At 33.6% G+C, this 17,612-nt stretch carries 17 protein-coding genes and 1 tRNA gene; 5 read left to right on the top strand and 13 right to left on the bottom strand.

Features of this window, described 5'->3' with window-relative positions; genetic code table 11:
- Positions 1 to 440: 440 nt before the first annotated feature.
- Positions 441 to 1,712 carry a serine--tRNA ligase gene (gene serS / locus G5V56_RS05210; RefSeq protein ID WP_166962568.1) on the bottom strand — a complete coding sequence of 424 codons (1,272 nt, stop codon included), beginning with the start codon at positions 1,710 to 1,712 and terminating at the stop codon, positions 441 to 443.
- A gap of 71 nt (positions 1,713 to 1,783) precedes the next feature.
- A complete protein-coding gene (locus tag G5V56_RS05205; protein WP_166962566.1) occupies positions 1,784 to 2,716 on the bottom strand; it encodes a bifunctional riboflavin kinase/FAD synthetase in 933 nt (310 codons plus the stop codon).
- Between the two features lie 83 nt (positions 2,717 to 2,799).
- On the opposite strand from G5V56_RS05205, the gene G5V56_RS05200 reads away from it, so the two are divergent.
- The gene (locus tag G5V56_RS05200) at positions 2,800 to 5,613 is read left to right on the top strand and encodes a zinc-dependent metalloprotease (RefSeq protein ID WP_166962564.1); all 2,814 of its coding nucleotides are present in this window, start codon (positions 2,800 to 2,802) and stop codon (positions 5,611 to 5,613) included.
- Between the two features lie 9 nt (positions 5,614 to 5,622).
- Here G5V56_RS05200 and pth read toward each other — a convergent pair whose 3' ends face one another.
- The 3 genes from pth to G5V56_RS05185 form a co-directional block, all read right to left on the bottom strand.
- The gene (gene pth / locus G5V56_RS05195) at positions 5,623 to 6,249 is read right to left on the bottom strand and encodes an aminoacyl-tRNA hydrolase (protein WP_166962562.1); all 627 of its coding nucleotides are present in this window, start codon (positions 6,247 to 6,249) and stop codon (positions 5,623 to 5,625) included.
- Positions 6,250 to 6,329: 80 nt separating this feature from the next.
- The gene (locus G5V56_RS05190) at positions 6,330 to 6,968 is read right to left on the bottom strand and encodes a 50S ribosomal protein L25/general stress protein Ctc (RefSeq protein ID WP_166962560.1); all 639 of its coding nucleotides are present in this window, start codon (positions 6,966 to 6,968) and stop codon (positions 6,330 to 6,332) included.
- A gap of 92 nt (positions 6,969 to 7,060) precedes the next feature.
- Positions 7,061 to 8,002, bottom strand: coding sequence for a ribose-phosphate pyrophosphokinase (locus G5V56_RS05185; protein ID WP_166962558.1), 942 nt, complete (start codon positions 8,000 to 8,002; stop codon positions 7,061 to 7,063).
- 143 nt (positions 8,003 to 8,145) lie between these two features.
- Here G5V56_RS05185 and G5V56_RS05180 point away from each other — a divergent pair.
- Together G5V56_RS05180 and G5V56_RS05175 are read left to right on the top strand one after the other, a co-directional pair.
- Positions 8,146 to 8,227 (top strand) — tRNA-Leu (locus G5V56_RS05180).
- Positions 8,228 to 8,464: 237 nt separating this feature from the next.
- A complete protein-coding gene (locus G5V56_RS05175) occupies positions 8,465 to 9,709 on the top strand; it encodes a site-specific integrase (protein WP_166962556.1) in 1,245 nt (414 codons plus the stop codon).
- Here G5V56_RS05175 and G5V56_RS05170 read toward each other — a convergent pair.
- From G5V56_RS05170 to G5V56_RS05135, 8 genes are all read right to left on the bottom strand, one after another.
- The gene (locus tag G5V56_RS05170) at positions 9,704 to 10,504 is read right to left on the bottom strand and encodes a DUF4138 domain-containing protein (protein WP_166962554.1); all 801 of its coding nucleotides are present in this window, start codon (positions 10,502 to 10,504) and stop codon (positions 9,704 to 9,706) included. The two genes, G5V56_RS05175 and G5V56_RS05170, sit on opposite strands and share 6 nt — an antisense overlap.
- Complete coding sequence (gene traM, locus G5V56_RS05165; RefSeq protein WP_317166400.1) at positions 10,501 to 11,397, bottom strand: conjugative transposon protein TraM; 897 nt, start codon at positions 11,395 to 11,397, stop codon at positions 10,501 to 10,503. Before traM ends, G5V56_RS05170 begins: the two co-directional genes overlap by 4 nt.
- A 61-nt stretch (positions 11,398 to 11,458) precedes the next feature.
- Positions 11,459 to 12,079, bottom strand: coding sequence for a conjugal transfer protein TraK (locus G5V56_RS05160; protein ID WP_166962549.1), 621 nt, complete (start codon positions 12,077 to 12,079; stop codon positions 11,459 to 11,461).
- A gap of 21 nt (positions 12,080 to 12,100) precedes the next feature.
- Positions 12,101 to 12,928 carry a hypothetical protein gene (locus G5V56_RS05155; protein WP_166962546.1) on the bottom strand — a complete coding sequence of 276 codons (828 nt, stop codon included), beginning with the start codon at positions 12,926 to 12,928 and terminating at the stop codon, positions 12,101 to 12,103.
- Between the two features lie 2 nt (positions 12,929 to 12,930).
- Positions 12,931 to 13,491 (bottom strand): conjugal transfer protein, encoded by a 561-nt coding sequence (locus tag G5V56_RS05150; protein ID WP_455433265.1) that lies wholly within the window; start codon positions 13,489 to 13,491, stop codon positions 12,931 to 12,933.
- 89 nt (positions 13,492 to 13,580) lie between these two features.
- A complete protein-coding gene (locus tag G5V56_RS05145; protein ID WP_166962540.1) occupies positions 13,581 to 15,989 on the bottom strand; it encodes a TraG family conjugative transposon ATPase in 2,409 nt (802 codons plus the stop codon).
- Positions 15,976 to 16,260 carry a hypothetical protein gene (locus tag G5V56_RS05140; RefSeq protein ID WP_166962537.1) on the bottom strand — a complete coding sequence of 95 codons (285 nt, stop codon included), beginning with the start codon at positions 16,258 to 16,260 and terminating at the stop codon, positions 15,976 to 15,978. Before G5V56_RS05140 ends, G5V56_RS05145 begins: the two co-directional genes overlap by 14 nt.
- Positions 16,261 to 16,295: 35 nt before the next feature.
- Positions 16,296 to 16,583 carry a hypothetical protein gene (locus G5V56_RS05135; protein WP_166962534.1) on the bottom strand — a complete coding sequence of 96 codons (288 nt, stop codon included), beginning with the start codon at positions 16,581 to 16,583 and terminating at the stop codon, positions 16,296 to 16,298.
- Between the two features lie 430 nt (positions 16,584 to 17,013).
- Between G5V56_RS05135 and G5V56_RS05130 the strand changes: the two genes are divergently transcribed.
- The gene (locus tag G5V56_RS05130; RefSeq protein ID WP_166962531.1) at positions 17,014 to 17,232 is read left to right on the top strand and encodes a helix-turn-helix domain-containing protein; all 219 of its coding nucleotides are present in this window, start codon (positions 17,014 to 17,016) and stop codon (positions 17,230 to 17,232) included.
- On the top strand, positions 17,219 to 17,554 hold the full coding sequence (locus tag G5V56_RS05125) for a HipA N-terminal domain-containing protein (RefSeq protein WP_166962528.1): 336 nt from the start codon (positions 17,219 to 17,221) through the stop codon (positions 17,552 to 17,554). Before G5V56_RS05130 ends, G5V56_RS05125 begins: the two co-directional genes overlap by 14 nt.
- Positions 17,555 to 17,612 lie beyond the last annotated feature (58 nt).

Genomic DNA, 17,612 nt, shown 5'->3' with positions numbered 1-17,612 from the left:
ATGTGATGAGTAGAAGTTGTAAATATTATTATAAAAAAAATGCCCGAATAAAATTCGGGCATTTACCAACCTAAATAAATACCTATTAATCTCCGTTAATTTAAAAACGAAATAATCACTAGATTGGGGACATTCTTCAAACGAAATAAAGCCCTATTTATTTACTACTGCTGTTGTTTTATTTTCAGGTTTAACAAGATGGAAATCTGAAAATAAAACCTTGCTAGCAATAAAAACTAGTAATAAAAGAAGGAAAAGTCTTTTAAGATTTTTCATGGTTAGTAGGTTAGCTAAAAATTGGTTCAGCTAACGTCTGAAATAAATATGAAAACTCAAAAGAAATTAATAAAAAATCGTTAAACGACTTATTTTTTTTGCACTTAGTCGATTTAATTAAAAAATAGAAAAATAAAAAGTAAGTTTAAGATTACTTTAACAGTTTAATCAATTTTAGAAAAACCTGTATATTTTTGCAACACATCTGGAATTACAATACCATTTTTGGTTTGATAATTTTCTAAAATTCCAGCCAATACTCTTGGCAATGCTAATGAGCTTCCGTTAAGGGTATGAGCTAACTCATTTTTGCCATCACTGTTTTTAAAACGCAATTTTAAACGATTAGCCTGAAAGGTTTCAAAATTTGATACAGACGATATTTCTAACCAACGATTTTGTGCTGTTGAAAACACTTCAAAATCATAGGTTAAAGCGGATGCGAATGAGGTATCGCCACCACATAATCTTAAAATTCTATAGGGTAATTTTAATTCTTTTAAAATACCTTTAACATGCTCGACCATCTCATCTAATGCTTTATATGAATTGTCGGGATGCTCCACTCGGATAATTTCAACTTTATCAAACTGATGCAGTCTGTTTAAACCTCTTACATGCGCACCGTAACTTCCGGCTTCACGACGAAAACAAGGTGTATAACCCGTAATACCAATTGGCAAGTCGCTTTCATTAAGCAAAACATCTCTAAAAATATTCGTTCCAGGCACCTCTGCGGTAGGTATTAAATATAAATTATCTTCGGTAACATGATACATTTGCCCTTCTTTATCTGGCAATTGACCCGTGCCAAAACCTGACGCTTCATTTACTAACAATGGTAACTGATATTCTGTGTAGCCAGCCTCTGTATTTTTATCAAGAAAATAGGTGATTAAAGCTCGTTGTAGTTTAGCGCCTTTTCCTTTATAAACCGGAAAACCAGCACCTGTAATTTTGTTACCTAATTCGAAATCTATAATATCGTATTTCTTTGCTAATTCCCAATGAGGTAAAGCGTTTTCAGGCAATACAGGAATATTGCCTTCTTTGTAAACTTCTTCATTATCATCTTCAGTACTTCCTTGAGATACGATTTCATTTGGAACATTAGGTATTTTATAAAGCAACTCTGTTAACGCTTCAATTTTGTTGTTAAGAGACTCGTTAAGTGCTTTGGTTGTTTCTTTAATCTGACCTGTTCTTTCTTTTAAAAGATTAGCTTTTTGAGCTTCACCAGATTTGTACAAGTTTCCAATTTCCTTTGATAATGTATTCGATTCGGCTAAGAGGCTATCTAATTCTGTTTGAATACGACGTCTGTCTTCATCAAAAGAAATAACATCCTGTATCATACTAGCTGCATCAATATTTCGCTTTGCAAGACCAGCAATTACCAAATCTTTGTTTTCTCTAATAAAAGGTACTTGTAACATGTTTTAAAATTTAAGTGACAAATTTAGGAATTACTAGGAAACTTAACTTGTTTTTATATGTAAAAATCTAATTATTTAAAATGTGATTTTACATATTGAAGTGAGGTTTCTTTATCTTTTAACAACTGCGTTTTTAAAGCTTCAACAGAATCAAATTTAACTTCATCACGAAGACGATGTAATAAATTAATTTGAATGTTTTTGTTATAGATATTGCCATTGAAATTAAAAAAATGAACTTCAATACTTTCATTTGTACCATCAACAGTTGGGTTAATGCCAATATTCATCATCCCGTAAACCTGATTGTTTTCAATTATTGAACTCACAATATACGCCCCATGTTTAGGAATTAATTTGTAAGTCTCTTTAATAAAAATATTGGCTGTTGGAAATCCTAATTGATTGCCTAAACCTCTGCCTTTTACAACCGTTCCAGTAAGCATAAAACTATATCCTAAATAGGAGTTTGCTTTTTCTATATTGCCTTCATGCAAGGCTTTTCTAATTTTTGTGGAACTTACTGCAACATCGTTAATATCTTGAACCGATATTTCTTCAACCTCAAAACCATAAGCTTCCCCAAACACTTTTAAATCATCAATATTGGCATTTCTATTTCTTCCAAATCTATGGTCATAACCTATAATAACTTTTTTTGCATGAAGTTTATCAATCAAAATTTGTTTTACAAAATCTTCGGCAGACAATCGAGAAAACGCATGGGTAAACCTTTTTATTAGTAAAAAATCTAAATCTGAGGTTTCAATAATACTAGCTCGCTCATCAATGGTATTAATAAGTTTAATGCTAGAATCCTTTTGCAAAACCATTCTAGGATGCGGAAAAAACGTAAGAATAACAGATTTAAGGTGGTCTCGTTTAGCTGTATCTATAAGGCGTTTAATTATTTTTTGATGACCAATATGCACGCCGTCAAAAGTTCCAATGGTGACAACTGTTTCCTTATTAGAGTCATATGATTCTAAACTATTATTCCTCATAAAAAAGTTCAATTGCTAATTTCATTTAAAAAAACTAGATTTGTTATAACAAGTTAAATGAATTTTGCCCTAAGTTATAATTTATGAAAGCAAAACTACATTATGTTTTCTCATTCGCAATATTTTTGATTGCTTTTTCAACTTTTGGCCAAAATTCATCTTGGAAAGAGATTAAAAATAATTTAGAAAATAAGACGCTATCTAAACTAGGTTTAGAAAAAAGTAAAGTTCATGTGTTTGAAATAAACATGACTTCATTAAAACAAGCAGTGTCTACTTCGAAATTAAGAACCAATAAAACCAAAGATAAAAAAACTACTATAAGTTTGCCCTCCCATAATGGTAAACTAGAAACTTTTAATATTTTTGAATCTCCAGTTTTGTCTCCATCATTAGCTTTAAAATATCCAAATATAAAATCATATGTAGGAATTGGTGTAGACAACCCACAGGCACATTTGCGTATGAGCGTATCTCCTCAAGGGGTACAAACAATGATTTCTTATACTGATAGATCGACTATTTTCATGCAGCCTGTTTCAAAAAATTCTAATAAATACGTTTTATATAACAGAACGTCTAAAGATAATCTGGATAACAGATTTAAATGTGAAACCTTAGATAATCCAAATAACTATTTCAATAAAAAAAGTATAACTTCTAAAACCTCAATTAATGAAGGGGGCGCCAACAATCAAACACTACAAAAATTTAGATTAGCTATATCTACAACTGCCGAATACACAGCGTATCATGATGATGGAGATCCTTTAAATGGAGATGCTGTAGCCGATGCCCTTGCAGCAATAAACGCTACTTTAACCAGAGTAAATGAAGTTTTTGAAACTGATATGGCTGTAAGATTTGAACTTGTTGATGCTACTCAATTAATCTATACAGACTCAACAACAGACCCCTATTCTGATGCAAATGTAGGAGCATCTGATACTAATTTTGATAGTTTGGACGGGTGGAGTCTTCAACTTCAAAATACATTAACTAGTGTTATCGGTAATTTTACTTATGATATAGGTCATTTGTTTGGTGCTACTGGGGGAGGAGGAAATGCAGGATGTATTGGGTGTGTTTGTGAAAATGATCCCCCAGGCGATTACGACCATAAAAAAGGAAGTGGTTTTACTTCTCCAGGGAATGGCATCCCAGAAGGTGACACTTTTGATATCAATTACGTCGCCCATGAAATAGGTCATCAAATGGGCGCCAATCATACCTTTGCTTATGCCACAGAAGGATACAATGTAAACTCTGAACCTGGAAGTGGTAGTACCATTATGGCTTATGCTGGTATTACTGGAACTGATGATATACAAGCTAATAGTGATGCTTACTTTCATTATCATAGTATCAGGCAAATATTAGATAATCTTACGACAAAATCATGTCAAACAACTACACCTATTTCCAATAATCCGCCAAGCGCGAATGCCGGAAATGATTATAAAATTCCAGCAGGAACTCCATATATTCTTAAAGGGGCTGCCACAGATACTGATAGTGGAGATGTGTTAACCTATTGCTGGGAAGAAATCGATAGTGGTAAAGTAGATCACTTAAATTTTGGCCCTACTCTTACTAGTGGTTCTATGAATAGATCATTGCCTCCTTCAACATCTCCAAACAGATATATTCCAAGACTATCTAGTGTTTTAGTAGGCGATATTGAACAAACAAACCCAGGTTTGGGAAGTGATTGGGAAACGGTCGCTAGTGTTGATAGATTTTTAAATTGGGCATTAACTGTTAGGGATAGAAATACAAGTAATTCCATAAGTGGGCAATCAAGTTATGACACTATGCAAATTGAAGTTATTGACGGAACAGTTTCTCAACCCGTTGGTCCTTTTGAAGTCACATCGCAAACAACATCTGGTATTAATTGGACACAAGGAAATACAGAAACTATTACTTGGAATGTTGCTAATACTGACGATGTAACTGGTATCAATACATCAAACGTTAATATTTTATTATCTACAGATGGTGGCAATAATTTTGACACTGTATTGAAAACTAACACCCCAAATGACGGAACTGAAAACATAACGGTGCCTAATATAGCAGCTCCTTTTTGTAGAATTATGGTTGAACCTGTCGATAACATATATTATGCTGTTAACCCTATTGACTTTGCTATTGGGTATACAATAACTACCACTTGTAATCAACAATTTTTATCAAGCTCTAATTTAGATCTTCCTATTCAAGATGGACAGGAAACTGTCAGTACTATTAATATTCCTAATAATGGAGCTATTAGTAATATCAAGGTTCATGTTAATGTAACCCATTCTTTTATTAGCGATTTAAAAGTTGTACTAAAACATCCTAATAACACCACCGAATCTACGCTTTGGGAAAAAAATTGTTTTAAGTCTACTGGTTATGCAGATTTTAATATAACTTTCGAAGATGGCTCGAGCACCGTATCATGTGCTAGCCCTACAGAAGGTACTTATATTCCTGCTACTCCATTAAGTGTATTTAATGGCCTAGATATTTCTGGAAATTGGACCCTTTCAATTATAGATGATTCTACTGGTGATGTTGGTGTATTAAATGATTGGTCACTAGAATTCTGCTCAACCACAACTACGCTCAATACCCCAGAAAGCACAGAGTTACAAACATTAAGTGTGTTTCCTAATCCAAATAAAGGTGAGTTTACAGTTTCGTTAAAACCTAACTTATTGGAATCAAATCATATTGATATTGCCGTTTTTGATTTACGAGGACGACAAGTTTTCAAAAAGAACTTTAAAGATATTAGTAATCTTTTTTACGAAAAAATAAACTTAAATAACATACAATCTGGCATGTACATTTTAAATGTAAGTGACGGCATTAGAAATTCTACTAAAAAATTAATTATAGAATAACTTTATTAATTACTTACCGTTAAAGGTATTCATAGTTGTATTGACGCCTGCTAAAACAAACGATTTAATAAGTTCCACAGATTTATCTAAGCGTTCTTTTAGGTTTTTTTGTTCGTCTTCTGTCCATTCGCTTAACACATAATCTATTTGCTTGCCTTTGCTAAAAGCATCGCTTATTCCAAACCTAAAGCGATTGTATATTGTAGTATTAAGCTTTTCTTGAATATCTTTTAAGCCATTATGTCCGCCATCACTTCCTTTTGTTTTAAGGCGAATGGTACCGAAGGATAAGTTTAAATCGTCTGTAATTATTAATAAGTTTTCTAAAGGAATTTTTTCTTTTGTTAACCAATACAAAACGGCTTTACCGCTCAAATTCATAAACGTATTAGGCTTTAAAAATATAAAGGTTCTTCCTTTTAATTTATATAACGCTACGTCTCCTAATTTTTGTGTTTCAAAAGTCAACGCTTCTTGGTCTGCAAATCTATCTAATATTTTAAATCCAATATTATGTCGGGTGTTGGCATACTTTTCACCAATATTTCCTAAACCTACAATTAAATATTTTTTCATACTATCTTGTTCTTCTACATATTGTTTTCTCTTGAAAACAGTTCTAAAAAATGAATACATAAAAGTTTAATTTGTGTAAAAATAAAAAAGCATCCTGAATAATACAGGATGCTCATTTATAATTATCGTAAGAATACTAGTTATTCTTGAGTAGCTTCTCGCGCATCTCCTTCTGACGCTCCTTCTGCTCCTTCTACGGTTTCTTCTTCATCATCTTCAAACTCATCAATTGAAGCTCTAGAACGTCTTACTTGACAAACAACAGTGTTATCTGGATGCATAAATTTGTAAGCATCATTTTCTAATGTTGTAATATAAAGTTTCCCACCAATTTTAAGAGGTGTAATATCTGCTTCTATAAAGTCTGGTAAATTACCTGGTAATGCTTTAATACGCAAACTTCTTTTGTTTTTACGTAATACACCACCATTTTTTACACCTCTAGAATTTCCAACAAAGTTTACTGGAATAGTCATGGTAATCTCTTTGTCGTCAAATGTTTGATAAAAATCTACGTGTTGAATTTTATCGGTTACAGGATGAAACTGAATGTCTTGTAAAATGGCATTATAGGTTTCACCACCTTCCAAAGCAATCACAACTGTATGCGCATTAGGCGTGTATACAAGTTTGGAGAATGCTAATTCTTCTGCTGTGAAATGAACTGGCTTATCTCCTCCGTATAATACGCAAGGAACCTGACCAGCATTACGTAAGGCTTTTGTTGCTTTTTTGCCCACGCTTTCTCTTTGAGATCCGTTGATTGTAATTGATTTCATAATTGTTTATTTATTATTACTTAATTGTATTAAGAAAACTACATTGATACAAATCAACTTGTTTTCATTTATTATTGATATTCATTGTTAAACTACATGATAAAATTAGAGCTTATCGAACTGTTTTCATGTACTTTATGCATTACATCAGCAAAAAGGTTTGAACATGTTAAAACTCTTATTTTGTCACTTTTTGGTAATACCGGAATTGAATCTGTTACTATGAGTTCTTGTAACTTTGATTTATTTATTTTATCATAAGCCTTACCAGATAATATAGGGTGTGTACAAATAGCTCTTACACTTATAGCACCACGCTCCATCATTAAATCGGCAGCTTTTGTTAAAGTGCCTGCAGTATCAACCATATCATCAACCAATACGACATTTTTTCCTGTAACATCACCAATCAGCTCCATATGAGATATTACATTTGCTTTTTCTCGTTGTTTATAACATATTACGACATCAGATTCTAGTGCTTTAGAATAGGCATATGCTCTTTTTGAGCCTCCCATATCTGGTGATGCAATAGTTAAATTTTCTAAATTTAAACTTCTCAAATAAGGTAAAAAGATTGTTGATGCGAATAAATGATCAACCGGTTTTTCGAAAAATCCTTGAATTTGATCTGCATGCAAATCCATGGTAATGATTCTTGTTGCTCCAGCTGCTTCAAGCATTTTAGCTACCAATTTAGCTGCAATAGGAACTCTTGGTTTATCTTTTCTATCTTGTCTAGCCCAACCAAAATAAGGAATCACAGCCGTTACATGTCTTGCTGAAGCGCGTTTTGCTGCATCAATCATCAGCAACATTTCCATTAAATTCTCTGGACCTGGGTTTGTTGATCCTATAATAAAAATACGTGTTCCTCTAATAGATTCTTCATAAGATGGTTGAAACTCGCCATCACTATACGTTGATGTAATAACATTCCCCAATTTAGCTCCAAAAGCTTTAGCAATTTGTTCTCCAAGAACTTTACTTTGGGTGCACGCAAAAATTTTAGCTTCTGTTATTACAATTGGCATAGTTAACGTATTGTTTTATAGTACTAAAGGCTTCATTTTTTTAATGAGGTGCAAATTTATACATTTATTTTAACCTAAAAAGTATATTGTAGTCTATTTTTATGCATAATATAGAAAAATAATATATTTTTGCACTCTGCAATGCTCAAGTGGCGGAATTGGTAGACGCGCTGGATTCAAAATCCAGTACTTTCGGGTGTGTGGGTTCGATTCCCACCTTGAGTACGAATATTATTACAAATTTAAACAAAACCCTATAAACACTACGTTTATAGGGTTTTTTAATTTTACTTATTCTCAAATAAACCCCTTTAATTTTAAATAAAAGGTGAGTAATTCGGTGAGTACTTTTGCATTTAAATTTACTCACCGAATTAGACTTAATTTACTGTTAAACAATTACTTATATTTTACTGTAAATTATTTTTTTTCTATCTTTAACCGTCAAAAAAGTACTCACCTATGCAAAATACATTTTCAATACTTTTCTACCCAAAACAAAGTGATGTAGACAAAGAAGGCAAATCCCCTATTTATATGAGAATCACTGTGAATGGTAAGCGAAGTGAAGTAAGTATTCAACGTAAAATTGAAGTTTCTAAATGGAATATAAAAGCTGGAAAGGTTAGAGGAACTACTTCAGATGTAAAGAATCTTAACAGATTTATGGATTCCATAAAAAGTAAAATATACAACTATCACCAAGAATTAATTGAAAAAAACAAAACCATAACCGCAAGAGCATTAAAGAATTCCTATTTAGGTATTGAAGAAAAACAAATGATGCTACTTGATGTTTTTAAAACCCACAACAATCAAATTAAGACATTAGTCGGTAAAGAATATGCCCTTAATACCTTAAAAAGGTATGAAACAACGCTTAATCATATTCAATCATTTATAGACTCTCACTATAAAATTGATGACATTCGAATAAAGGAAATAGGTCATCAGTTTTTAACTGACTTTGAATTCTATTTAAAAAGTGTCAGGAATTGCAATCATAATTCTACAATGAGATATCTTAAAAGTCTGAAAAAGATTATTGGAATTGCAATTGCCAATAATTGGATCGATAAAGACCCTTTTAGAAATTATAAAACCCAATCTAAAGAAACTGAACGTGAATTTTTGTCGGATGAAGAAATACAGACGATGCTAAATAAGAAATTGAAGATATTACGACTTGATCAAGTAAGAGATATTTTTATTTTTTGTTGCTTTACTGGTCTTGCTTATTCAGATGTAAAAAAATTGACTAGAACCAATTTGGTAAAAGGCATTGATGGCGAAATGTGGGTGAAATTTAAGAGAACTAAAACAGACACAAGGAGCAATATCCCATTACTCCCTATACCATTAATGATTTTAGAAAAATATAAAACTCAGGTTGATGACTCAGAAAACGATGCGTTGCTGCCTGTTTCCAGCAATCAAAAAATGAATGCCTATCTCAAGGAAATAGCGGACATATGTGGTATAACTAAAAATCTAACGTTTCATTTAGCGCGACACACATTTGCAACGACCGTAACATTGACTAATGGTGTACCTATTGAATCAGTAAGTAAAATGTTAGGCCATAAATCCCTTAAAACGACCCAACATTACGCAAAGATATTAGACAGAAAAGTGAGTGATGATATGAAAGCTTTAAGGAGTAAATTCCAGTTAGAGGAAAACACTAATATAGCATCTAACTCATAGGTTACTTTTCAAAGTAATGCTTCTACTTCCTTTCAATTCTTTAACTTTAATGAGTAATTTCTCATCATCACCTAATACAAACTTGGGAAGTACATATACAAAACGCTTTGAGCTGTTGTTTAAAATACGTTGCGGCACACCATGTTCATAAATAATCTCTTGTCTCAGTTGCTGAGAAGATGATGCCCTCTTGTTATTTTTATTAATAATTGAGATATTTAAATAATCCATTTCAAAATCAATTCCCGATTTATTTTTAATCTCCATGACTAGGTATACTTCATTCTTGTTGTAGGTCACGTTTAATAATCTAAAGCGTATACCCTTTTTTCGCCTTGTTGCCAATGGAACACCTTTTGTATTTGATACATGCTCACTAAACCTTTTTAAGTAAAGCGTCTTTACTTTCTTTTTTGCAATCGTATCATTTTCAATCTTAGGGATTTCTGAAACAGGTTTTTCTTGTCCGATACTCTTTTTTTTAGAAATAAAATAGTTTAGTTTTGCAATCGTATCCTGGTATTTCAAAATATAGGAATATACCTGACCATCATTAGTAACCGCTAAAAGATTACTCTCAGTTCCTGGTCTTGCCTGAAGCAAACCAAAGTATTGTTCCTTGTCTCTATTATATGTAAACACAAAATGGTCCGCACCTGCTATACCTTGACGTATTGGGCTCGGAAAAAAAAGAGAGACGTTCATTTTGTCATTAACATAAATAGTATCTAAGGATTTCTGTGCACAAATGGACATAGATGTTAAAACTAATATATAGGTAGCGAATGATCTCATGGCATTGGTTTTAAGATTAATTGATAGTTATTTAATACCGTTACTTTGGTGTTTCTATTATCCCGCCGAAATATCTTTTTGATACCGCTAACTTGAGGTACTCCAGAAATATTGATGTCTTGAGCTACATCGTCAATCACTTCACGAGTGGCATCCGAACGAAAGCTATTTTCTACATAAATACCTTCGCGCCCATCTTGAAAATCAAACGCTTTTAATTTTACGGGAGCCTGGTTAATATTATCAATCTCTATCAAAGCCCGATTCGGCTGAAAACTTATAAACCCATAAATAAGCGTATTCCTTGGAATATAGATATCTTTAATCACAACATCCCTCATGGATCTCATCCTTAACCGGTAATTGGCTTTTACGGTTTGATTGCCATCCACAATAACTGGAATACATTGATCTGAATACTTGGGCAAAAAACCTTTTTCTTTTTCAGGATTAGAAGCAAAAAAGAGTTGATGTTCCAAACTTATTTCTTGGACTGATAGTTTTGGTAGTGTCTCAACTTCAGAACGTATTGTATCCACTATGGGGTTTCTAATTTCTGGTTCTGTTTTGGGGGTAGTCGTTTGATATGGCTGTTCATTGTAAGCCATACGATCTTGATTATAAATACTATCCATAATTCGCTGTTTTTCCTTTTCCAATAAATCAGGATCATAAACTCCTGTGGAGTCTAGTAGCTTTTCGTCATAGATACTTGGTGCATTGGTCTGCCTAACTTCCTTTAGATCATTGAGCGCATCCAATTTCGATTCATAGACATCCTGTTCGTCTTCCAGTTTTGGCACCGGAATTTGATTATTTTCAATGACTGTTGCTTCATTATCATCAAATACCAGCAAAGTATAAGCTCCTATAAATAGGATAATACAAAGCAATACGGAAGCAAATACAATTTTGTTTTTTTCTAATTTCATATGATTTAATTTTAAATGTTGATTATGATTCTTGATCTTGTTCTATTTTTCTAAGACTGTTTTCAAAGAAATTGGTTATGAGTAATCCATGGGTGTTCTTAGGGAAATTTCTATCTACATGGATTAGATTCCCAGTTGTTTTTAATTCGTAGGTATCGATAACCGATCCCCGATTGACTTCAAATATGGTGGTGGTTTTAAACGTATAAGGTTCCTTTTGAATGTCTACTTCTGATTTTATACTAAGGACTTTTTGAACCAAGGAATACTGAAGCAAACGATTATAGACCCCATCTGCCTTTTTCTGTCGGTAGAGAGCATCTACAGAACTATTCCCCAACCATAGTGCTTTTTCTAAATTTTTTTCATAATTACTTCCATCAATGTTATAGAAATAGGTATGAAACAATTCTAAATGAGCCAAGGCTTCCACTTCTATGTTCTCCTTTTGAGATACTAGCTTTAATGGGATTACGCTACCTTCGGTATTGACCACAAAAGCATGATTGACAGTGTCTCGATGCACCTTTAAAACCATTACGACTGAAACGATACTAATGATTGCAGCGCAGATAACAACTGCTAACACGATAAGACGATTTAATTTTAAAACCGTATAAATATTTTTATAAGGTGTTTTCATAGTGTATGTATTTAATTTATGTTAACCTCCAACAAATAGTTTGATGACAAATGATGTAGCTCGCCTGTACAACTTGAATTTGAGTAGTACTATAAACCCTATGGATCCTAATTGGATAAGTGGTGCAAAAAATTGACTCCCCCAATCGGTACCAAATAAGGTGGACCAAAAATTGGTATTAACCTCTGTATACAATTGATTGACAAAGACGTTCACGAGAAAAAACGCAGGAACCAACATATATACCGCAGCATAAAGTTTAAAGAAGTTATAAGCTAAGTTTCTAAACTTCTCAAAAACTGCCAAACTGATGACCAATGGGAAAAAGGCCTGCATAATACCTAATAAGAAATAGCGCTCTGCCAAGAACAAGGGATAAATAAAGATATCCAACAACCACAAGAACAGTCCAATGATAAACGCAATAACCTTCATTCCAAACAAGGGAGTTACTAGAGCCTCATACAATAAAGCCATCGCTTTTTTGGCGGCTTCCAGTGCGCCCACATCCTGTTCAATGTCGATATCTTGCATCTGAAGAGGAAGGAGCGCTGGAGCCGTGTCCTTATATTGCGTTTCTATCGCTACCAATATCGTATCAAAAGCATTGAGCACTTGAGTGGAAAAAATAACTAGAATAACAATAGCAAAATTCTTTGCTAGTTCCGATGGTGTCAATCCCCAGGTATAGCCATCGTTATTGGCCACACCTTCATTATATTTTTTAAGGATATTGACCAGAAATAACAGAATAGCCAAGGCTTTCATGCCCGTTATGGTATACTGGGAGAAATCACTGCTCTTAATGGTGGTAAACACCGCATCCACATATTCCAATCCTATCGACATAACTAGTAAGTGGTCTCTCTGTTATTAACTTTGTCTTGCATATTCCTAAAGGCAATAATCTCTTTGTAGCGTCTGGTCTTTTGCTGAATTTCGATAACCATTTCCTGAGACTGCAATTCCTTTGCTTTTAAAAACTCCGTACGCTCCGCATCCGTCATTTTTAATCGGTCACTCGATAAAATCTGATTGACAAAGTCCAAGTCTTCTAAAGACTGTTCAATAATGCTATTAAAGGATTCTGAGATCCGACTCACTTCTTCAGGTTTAATAAAAGGCGAATTCAAAATATCCCTCAAATCATTCTGAACCAAACGATAGAGTTTCTGATTATTTTTAGATAATTCCCTCACAGCTTTGAGTTGTTTGATGACATTGCTAACCTTATCGATATTCTCTTTTTGTTGTTTTAAAAACTCAACCGTTTTCAGTAATTGTGTGGTTTGTTTCGCAGATTCTACCAGTGTTTTGGTCAGGCTTATAAAATTGGTATTGTCATAGACGGGCATTCCTTGGGCCTTCGCCATACGAGACAACAACACAACTAATGTCATTGCTATTAGCATTGTTTTGATTTTGTACACCGTCCATATGCTGATTCTGTCAGGTTCTTTTAAAATGTTCATACTGTTTGTTTTTTGATTAATGAATGCTATTAAATATGGTATTGTGATTTGACAAATTCTCTAATGGCTTCTTCCATATTTTTAGTTTTATTATATAAAGCCATGATCACCTCGTTTTCAGTACCATCGGTGAGGTAGGCCGCATAGACTTCTTTAGGAACTTCCAATCTAAAAATATTGCTCTGCTTCCCTATCTTGATAAATAGTTCCGTGTACTTACGAGGCCCAGTCAAATTGTTCCTGATAGACTTTAATTGATTCAGATCATGACTGGAGAGGTGCAAACGCTTCTGTAATTCGTCATAACCCTTTTCATTATGAAGACTATAAATCACTTGCGTGTTTTCTAAAATACTTTCCGATGTGGTATTGTTAGGCAACTGATTAATAGATTGTAAAATAATTCCAATAGCTCCGTTTTGTTTTCGGATGGCTTGATAGTAGAATTCAACACTTTCCAAAACATTTTCAAACTTCAGTTGTTTAGCAAATTCATCAAAAAGAATAATGCCCTTTTCCGCTTTATTTCTCCAGATGGTTCGTTGTATGGCAGATTTAATGAGCTTCAGCATAACGGAAAGGATTTCTTTGTTATCCTTGACTTCATCCAATTCAAAGACAATCAAACGCTTATCCTCTATCTTATAGGTTTGGTCCTCACCTACACTAAACAAAAAATTATACAAACCGTCCCCCACATATTCCGATAGGATATGCAAAAAGTTATAGACGCTAAAATGGTCCTCATGGATATGTAACTCTTGGATGATGGTGTCTTTTTTGTCATCCACAAAGTCATAGAGGCTTTCCAATGAATGATTGGATGATTGTGCCGCGTAGTAATAACTAAGTACTTTCTTAATCGTTACTTCCTTAGCCTTGGTAACGTGTTGCTCTGCTAAAAGTTCTAACAAAAACATGGTAAGGTCTTCCAAACGCTCTGGGGTTAAATCCGCTGCACTAGAAATATAAAAAGGATTAATCCCTAAGTTCTTACCTTGCTCATAGCGCAATATGATATGATCCTCTGGGTAGAGTTTTGCGAATTTGGAATACGATCCCCCAAGATCTATAATGACCAATCGAACACCCCGTTCAAAATACTGCCTTAGGATGTTATTGGCCAAAAAGGATTTTCCTTCCCCTGTAGGTGCAAAAATGGCAAAGTTTCTGGCTTTGATGCGCTTTTTACGCTCATCCCAAACATCTTTAAGAACAGGAATATTATATTGTCTATCATTAAAAATAATACCTGTTGGATCAGATTTATAATTACTATTATTAATAAAGAGACAGAGCGCATGCTTTAAATCCGTCACATACAAATCTTCATTAGAGAAATTGGAACTAAAGCAGCAATAACTGTTCAAGAAGTAATGCTTACGCTCTTCTCCTTTTGGATAATACGGTATGATATCAAGTTCTTTGCACTCCGCTTTGATTTTGGAGGCAATCCTAGATAACTGAGAGGCATCCTGATCCCAGAACACCACATTAAAATGACCTCTAATAATACGTGAACTGTCATCCAAGTTGATCTTAGAAACAATAGCCTCAATCTTCTTTAGGATAACCTTATTCTGAGTCCCAAAATTAGAACTCTTATTGAGCTCCTCAATTTTCTTGTCCAGCAGTTTACGCCAGGTCTGTTTATCATCTAAATAAATAATTTGATTAATGATGTGATTTTCATGAAGATTTAACCCCAATCCGTCCATAAAACCTTGGTGAAACATAAAATCGTCAGAGGTGAACGTTTCATTGGTTTTACTGCTTTGTACAACCTCTCCAAAACAGAGTTCACTGTTAATTGCTATGACATCAAAAAGATTAGCTCCAATTTCAATGTCAGATTTCTTGAGTTGAATATCCGTATCAAAACCATCATTACATCCGTTGAAATAGGATTTCGTAATCCTAAGTATTTGGTTGTTGCTTAATGGTCTCAGGAAGACTTTACGACTATTGTTGATAAAGGACGTAGCATCATTGACAGACGTGATAAATTCCTGAACATGATAATCCATTTGCTTGAAAATTCCCTTCTCAATGGACCTAAAGGGGTTAGTAAACTTAGAAGCCTTTAGTGATTTATGTAAGGGTAAAACAAAAAATAGATACGAGGTGTGCTCTATATACTCACGTCCTTTAAAATGGTCATATGTGGCACGTTCCAAAAAGCTATCATTAGGAATACCATCAGCATCAAATAATGTCTTTTGATAGACATCCTGTTTATGAATTACGGTGCCTATTGGCAAGGATTTAAATCCTTGAAACCAGGTTCCATGTATCGCCTCAAAGTCCGATTCTGACAGTGAATACACCTCCGGCAATTCTACTTCGTAGCACAATATGACATTGCCATTATTGGCAAACACCATATGACCTTGGATATCCAGTATAGGATGGTATGCTGCTAGGTTAATCGTCTTCATAATATAATAGACTTAGATTTTTATTACTGATAGTTTCTGGAAACACGTTTTTAACATGCACTAGAGAGGGATGCTTCGTAATCTGGGTCAATCCTATATACAAGGCTGCATTACCCACAAACACACCTACGATGACCAATACACTAAAGGAGAAAATAATAAGCAAAAGTGAACCAATCACAGCGGTCATCATGAGTGCGAACCATGCTATAGGCAACCCCATAATCATGGCTCGCTTTCTAATGTTCTTATACACTTCATAGGTTTTCATAAGCGACTATGGATACGTCAATGACTATTGATCACTTATACCACGATACCAATGAGATACGTAAAGATGCCGACCACCGCTCCGGCAATAAGCACGAATACTAAAACCCTTGTAATCCCTTTTTTTAGATCCGCATTCTCACCAAAGAAGTGACCGGCATTAAATAGAAACCCTATTAAAAAAATAACCCCTAGAATAATAGGGAAAATGGCTCGGATGGTATCGGATACATCATTCACGGAATTTTCGATTCCCCCAATTTGTGCAAACGTGGAACTTGAGATGAGAACTAATAAAGCAGTTACAAACATTGATTTTTTCATAAGACCTAAAATTTAATTTTTAAACGATTTTTGATCTTAGAAAATTATCAATATTTATATATTTAAACAACTGATTTTCAATATTTTATATAAATAATATTATTTAAATCTCTTTGATTTTAATTGGCAATAAAAGGCATTAAATCGTATGAAAAAAAGAAGTAAAAAAGTAGCTCAATTATGGAAACCGCATCAAAAACACCCTCCAAAAACATCAAATTTCTTCTAGAAATGCTAAAAAGGTGTAGCGCTTATGATTAAAATTTAGAACCTTAAAAACACCTATAAAGCTGAGCAAAACGATTTTAACACTTGACATATCTTTCTATTAATTATATTTAAATGCATATAAAAGCATTATATTTATATAAATTATATCTAAATACATATAATTTAGTATATTTACTTTTTTTATATCTAAAAGCATATAATGAAACTATTAGCTGAGTTTGTTAAAAATCGGAGAAAAGAGGTCAACTTAACACAGAAAGCCTTTGCAGAACGTGCTGGTGTTGCTTTAACCGTAGTCCGTAAAATAGAGCAAGGAAAAACAAATCTTACTATGGAAAAGGTTAATCTTGTTTTATCAATGTTTGGTCATGAATTAGCTCCTGTAAACAGTAAAGAATTAGCTCATGAGACAAGGTAATGTATATTATAAAACCTATTTCGCAGGAACTATTACCGAAACTGACGAAGGGGATTATATTTTTCAGTATGATGATGCCTATGAAAAAGAGCATCCTTCTGAATTTATAACATTCACTATGCCAGTTACTCTTGAACCTTATAAGGATAATAAACTATTTCCGTTCTTTGAAGGTTTAATCCCAGAAGGCTGGTTATTGGATATTGCCACTCAAAATTGGAAGATAAATCGTAATGACCGTATGGGTCTATTATTAGCCTGTTGCCAAAACTGCATTGGAGCAGTAAGTGTTTTACCAATCCTAGAAGACGATGAAATATAAATGTTTATACTGTTATGAACCTCTAGATGATGATCTAGACTTTCATGAAAAGTGTTCT

This window comes from Yeosuana marina, assembly GCF_011762485.1.
Taxonomy (GTDB): Bacteria; Bacteroidota; Bacteroidia; order Flavobacteriales; family Flavobacteriaceae; genus Yeosuana; species Yeosuana marina.
Note: the sequence above shows the minus strand (reverse complement) of the source record. Positions and strands in the feature narration are given on the sequence as shown.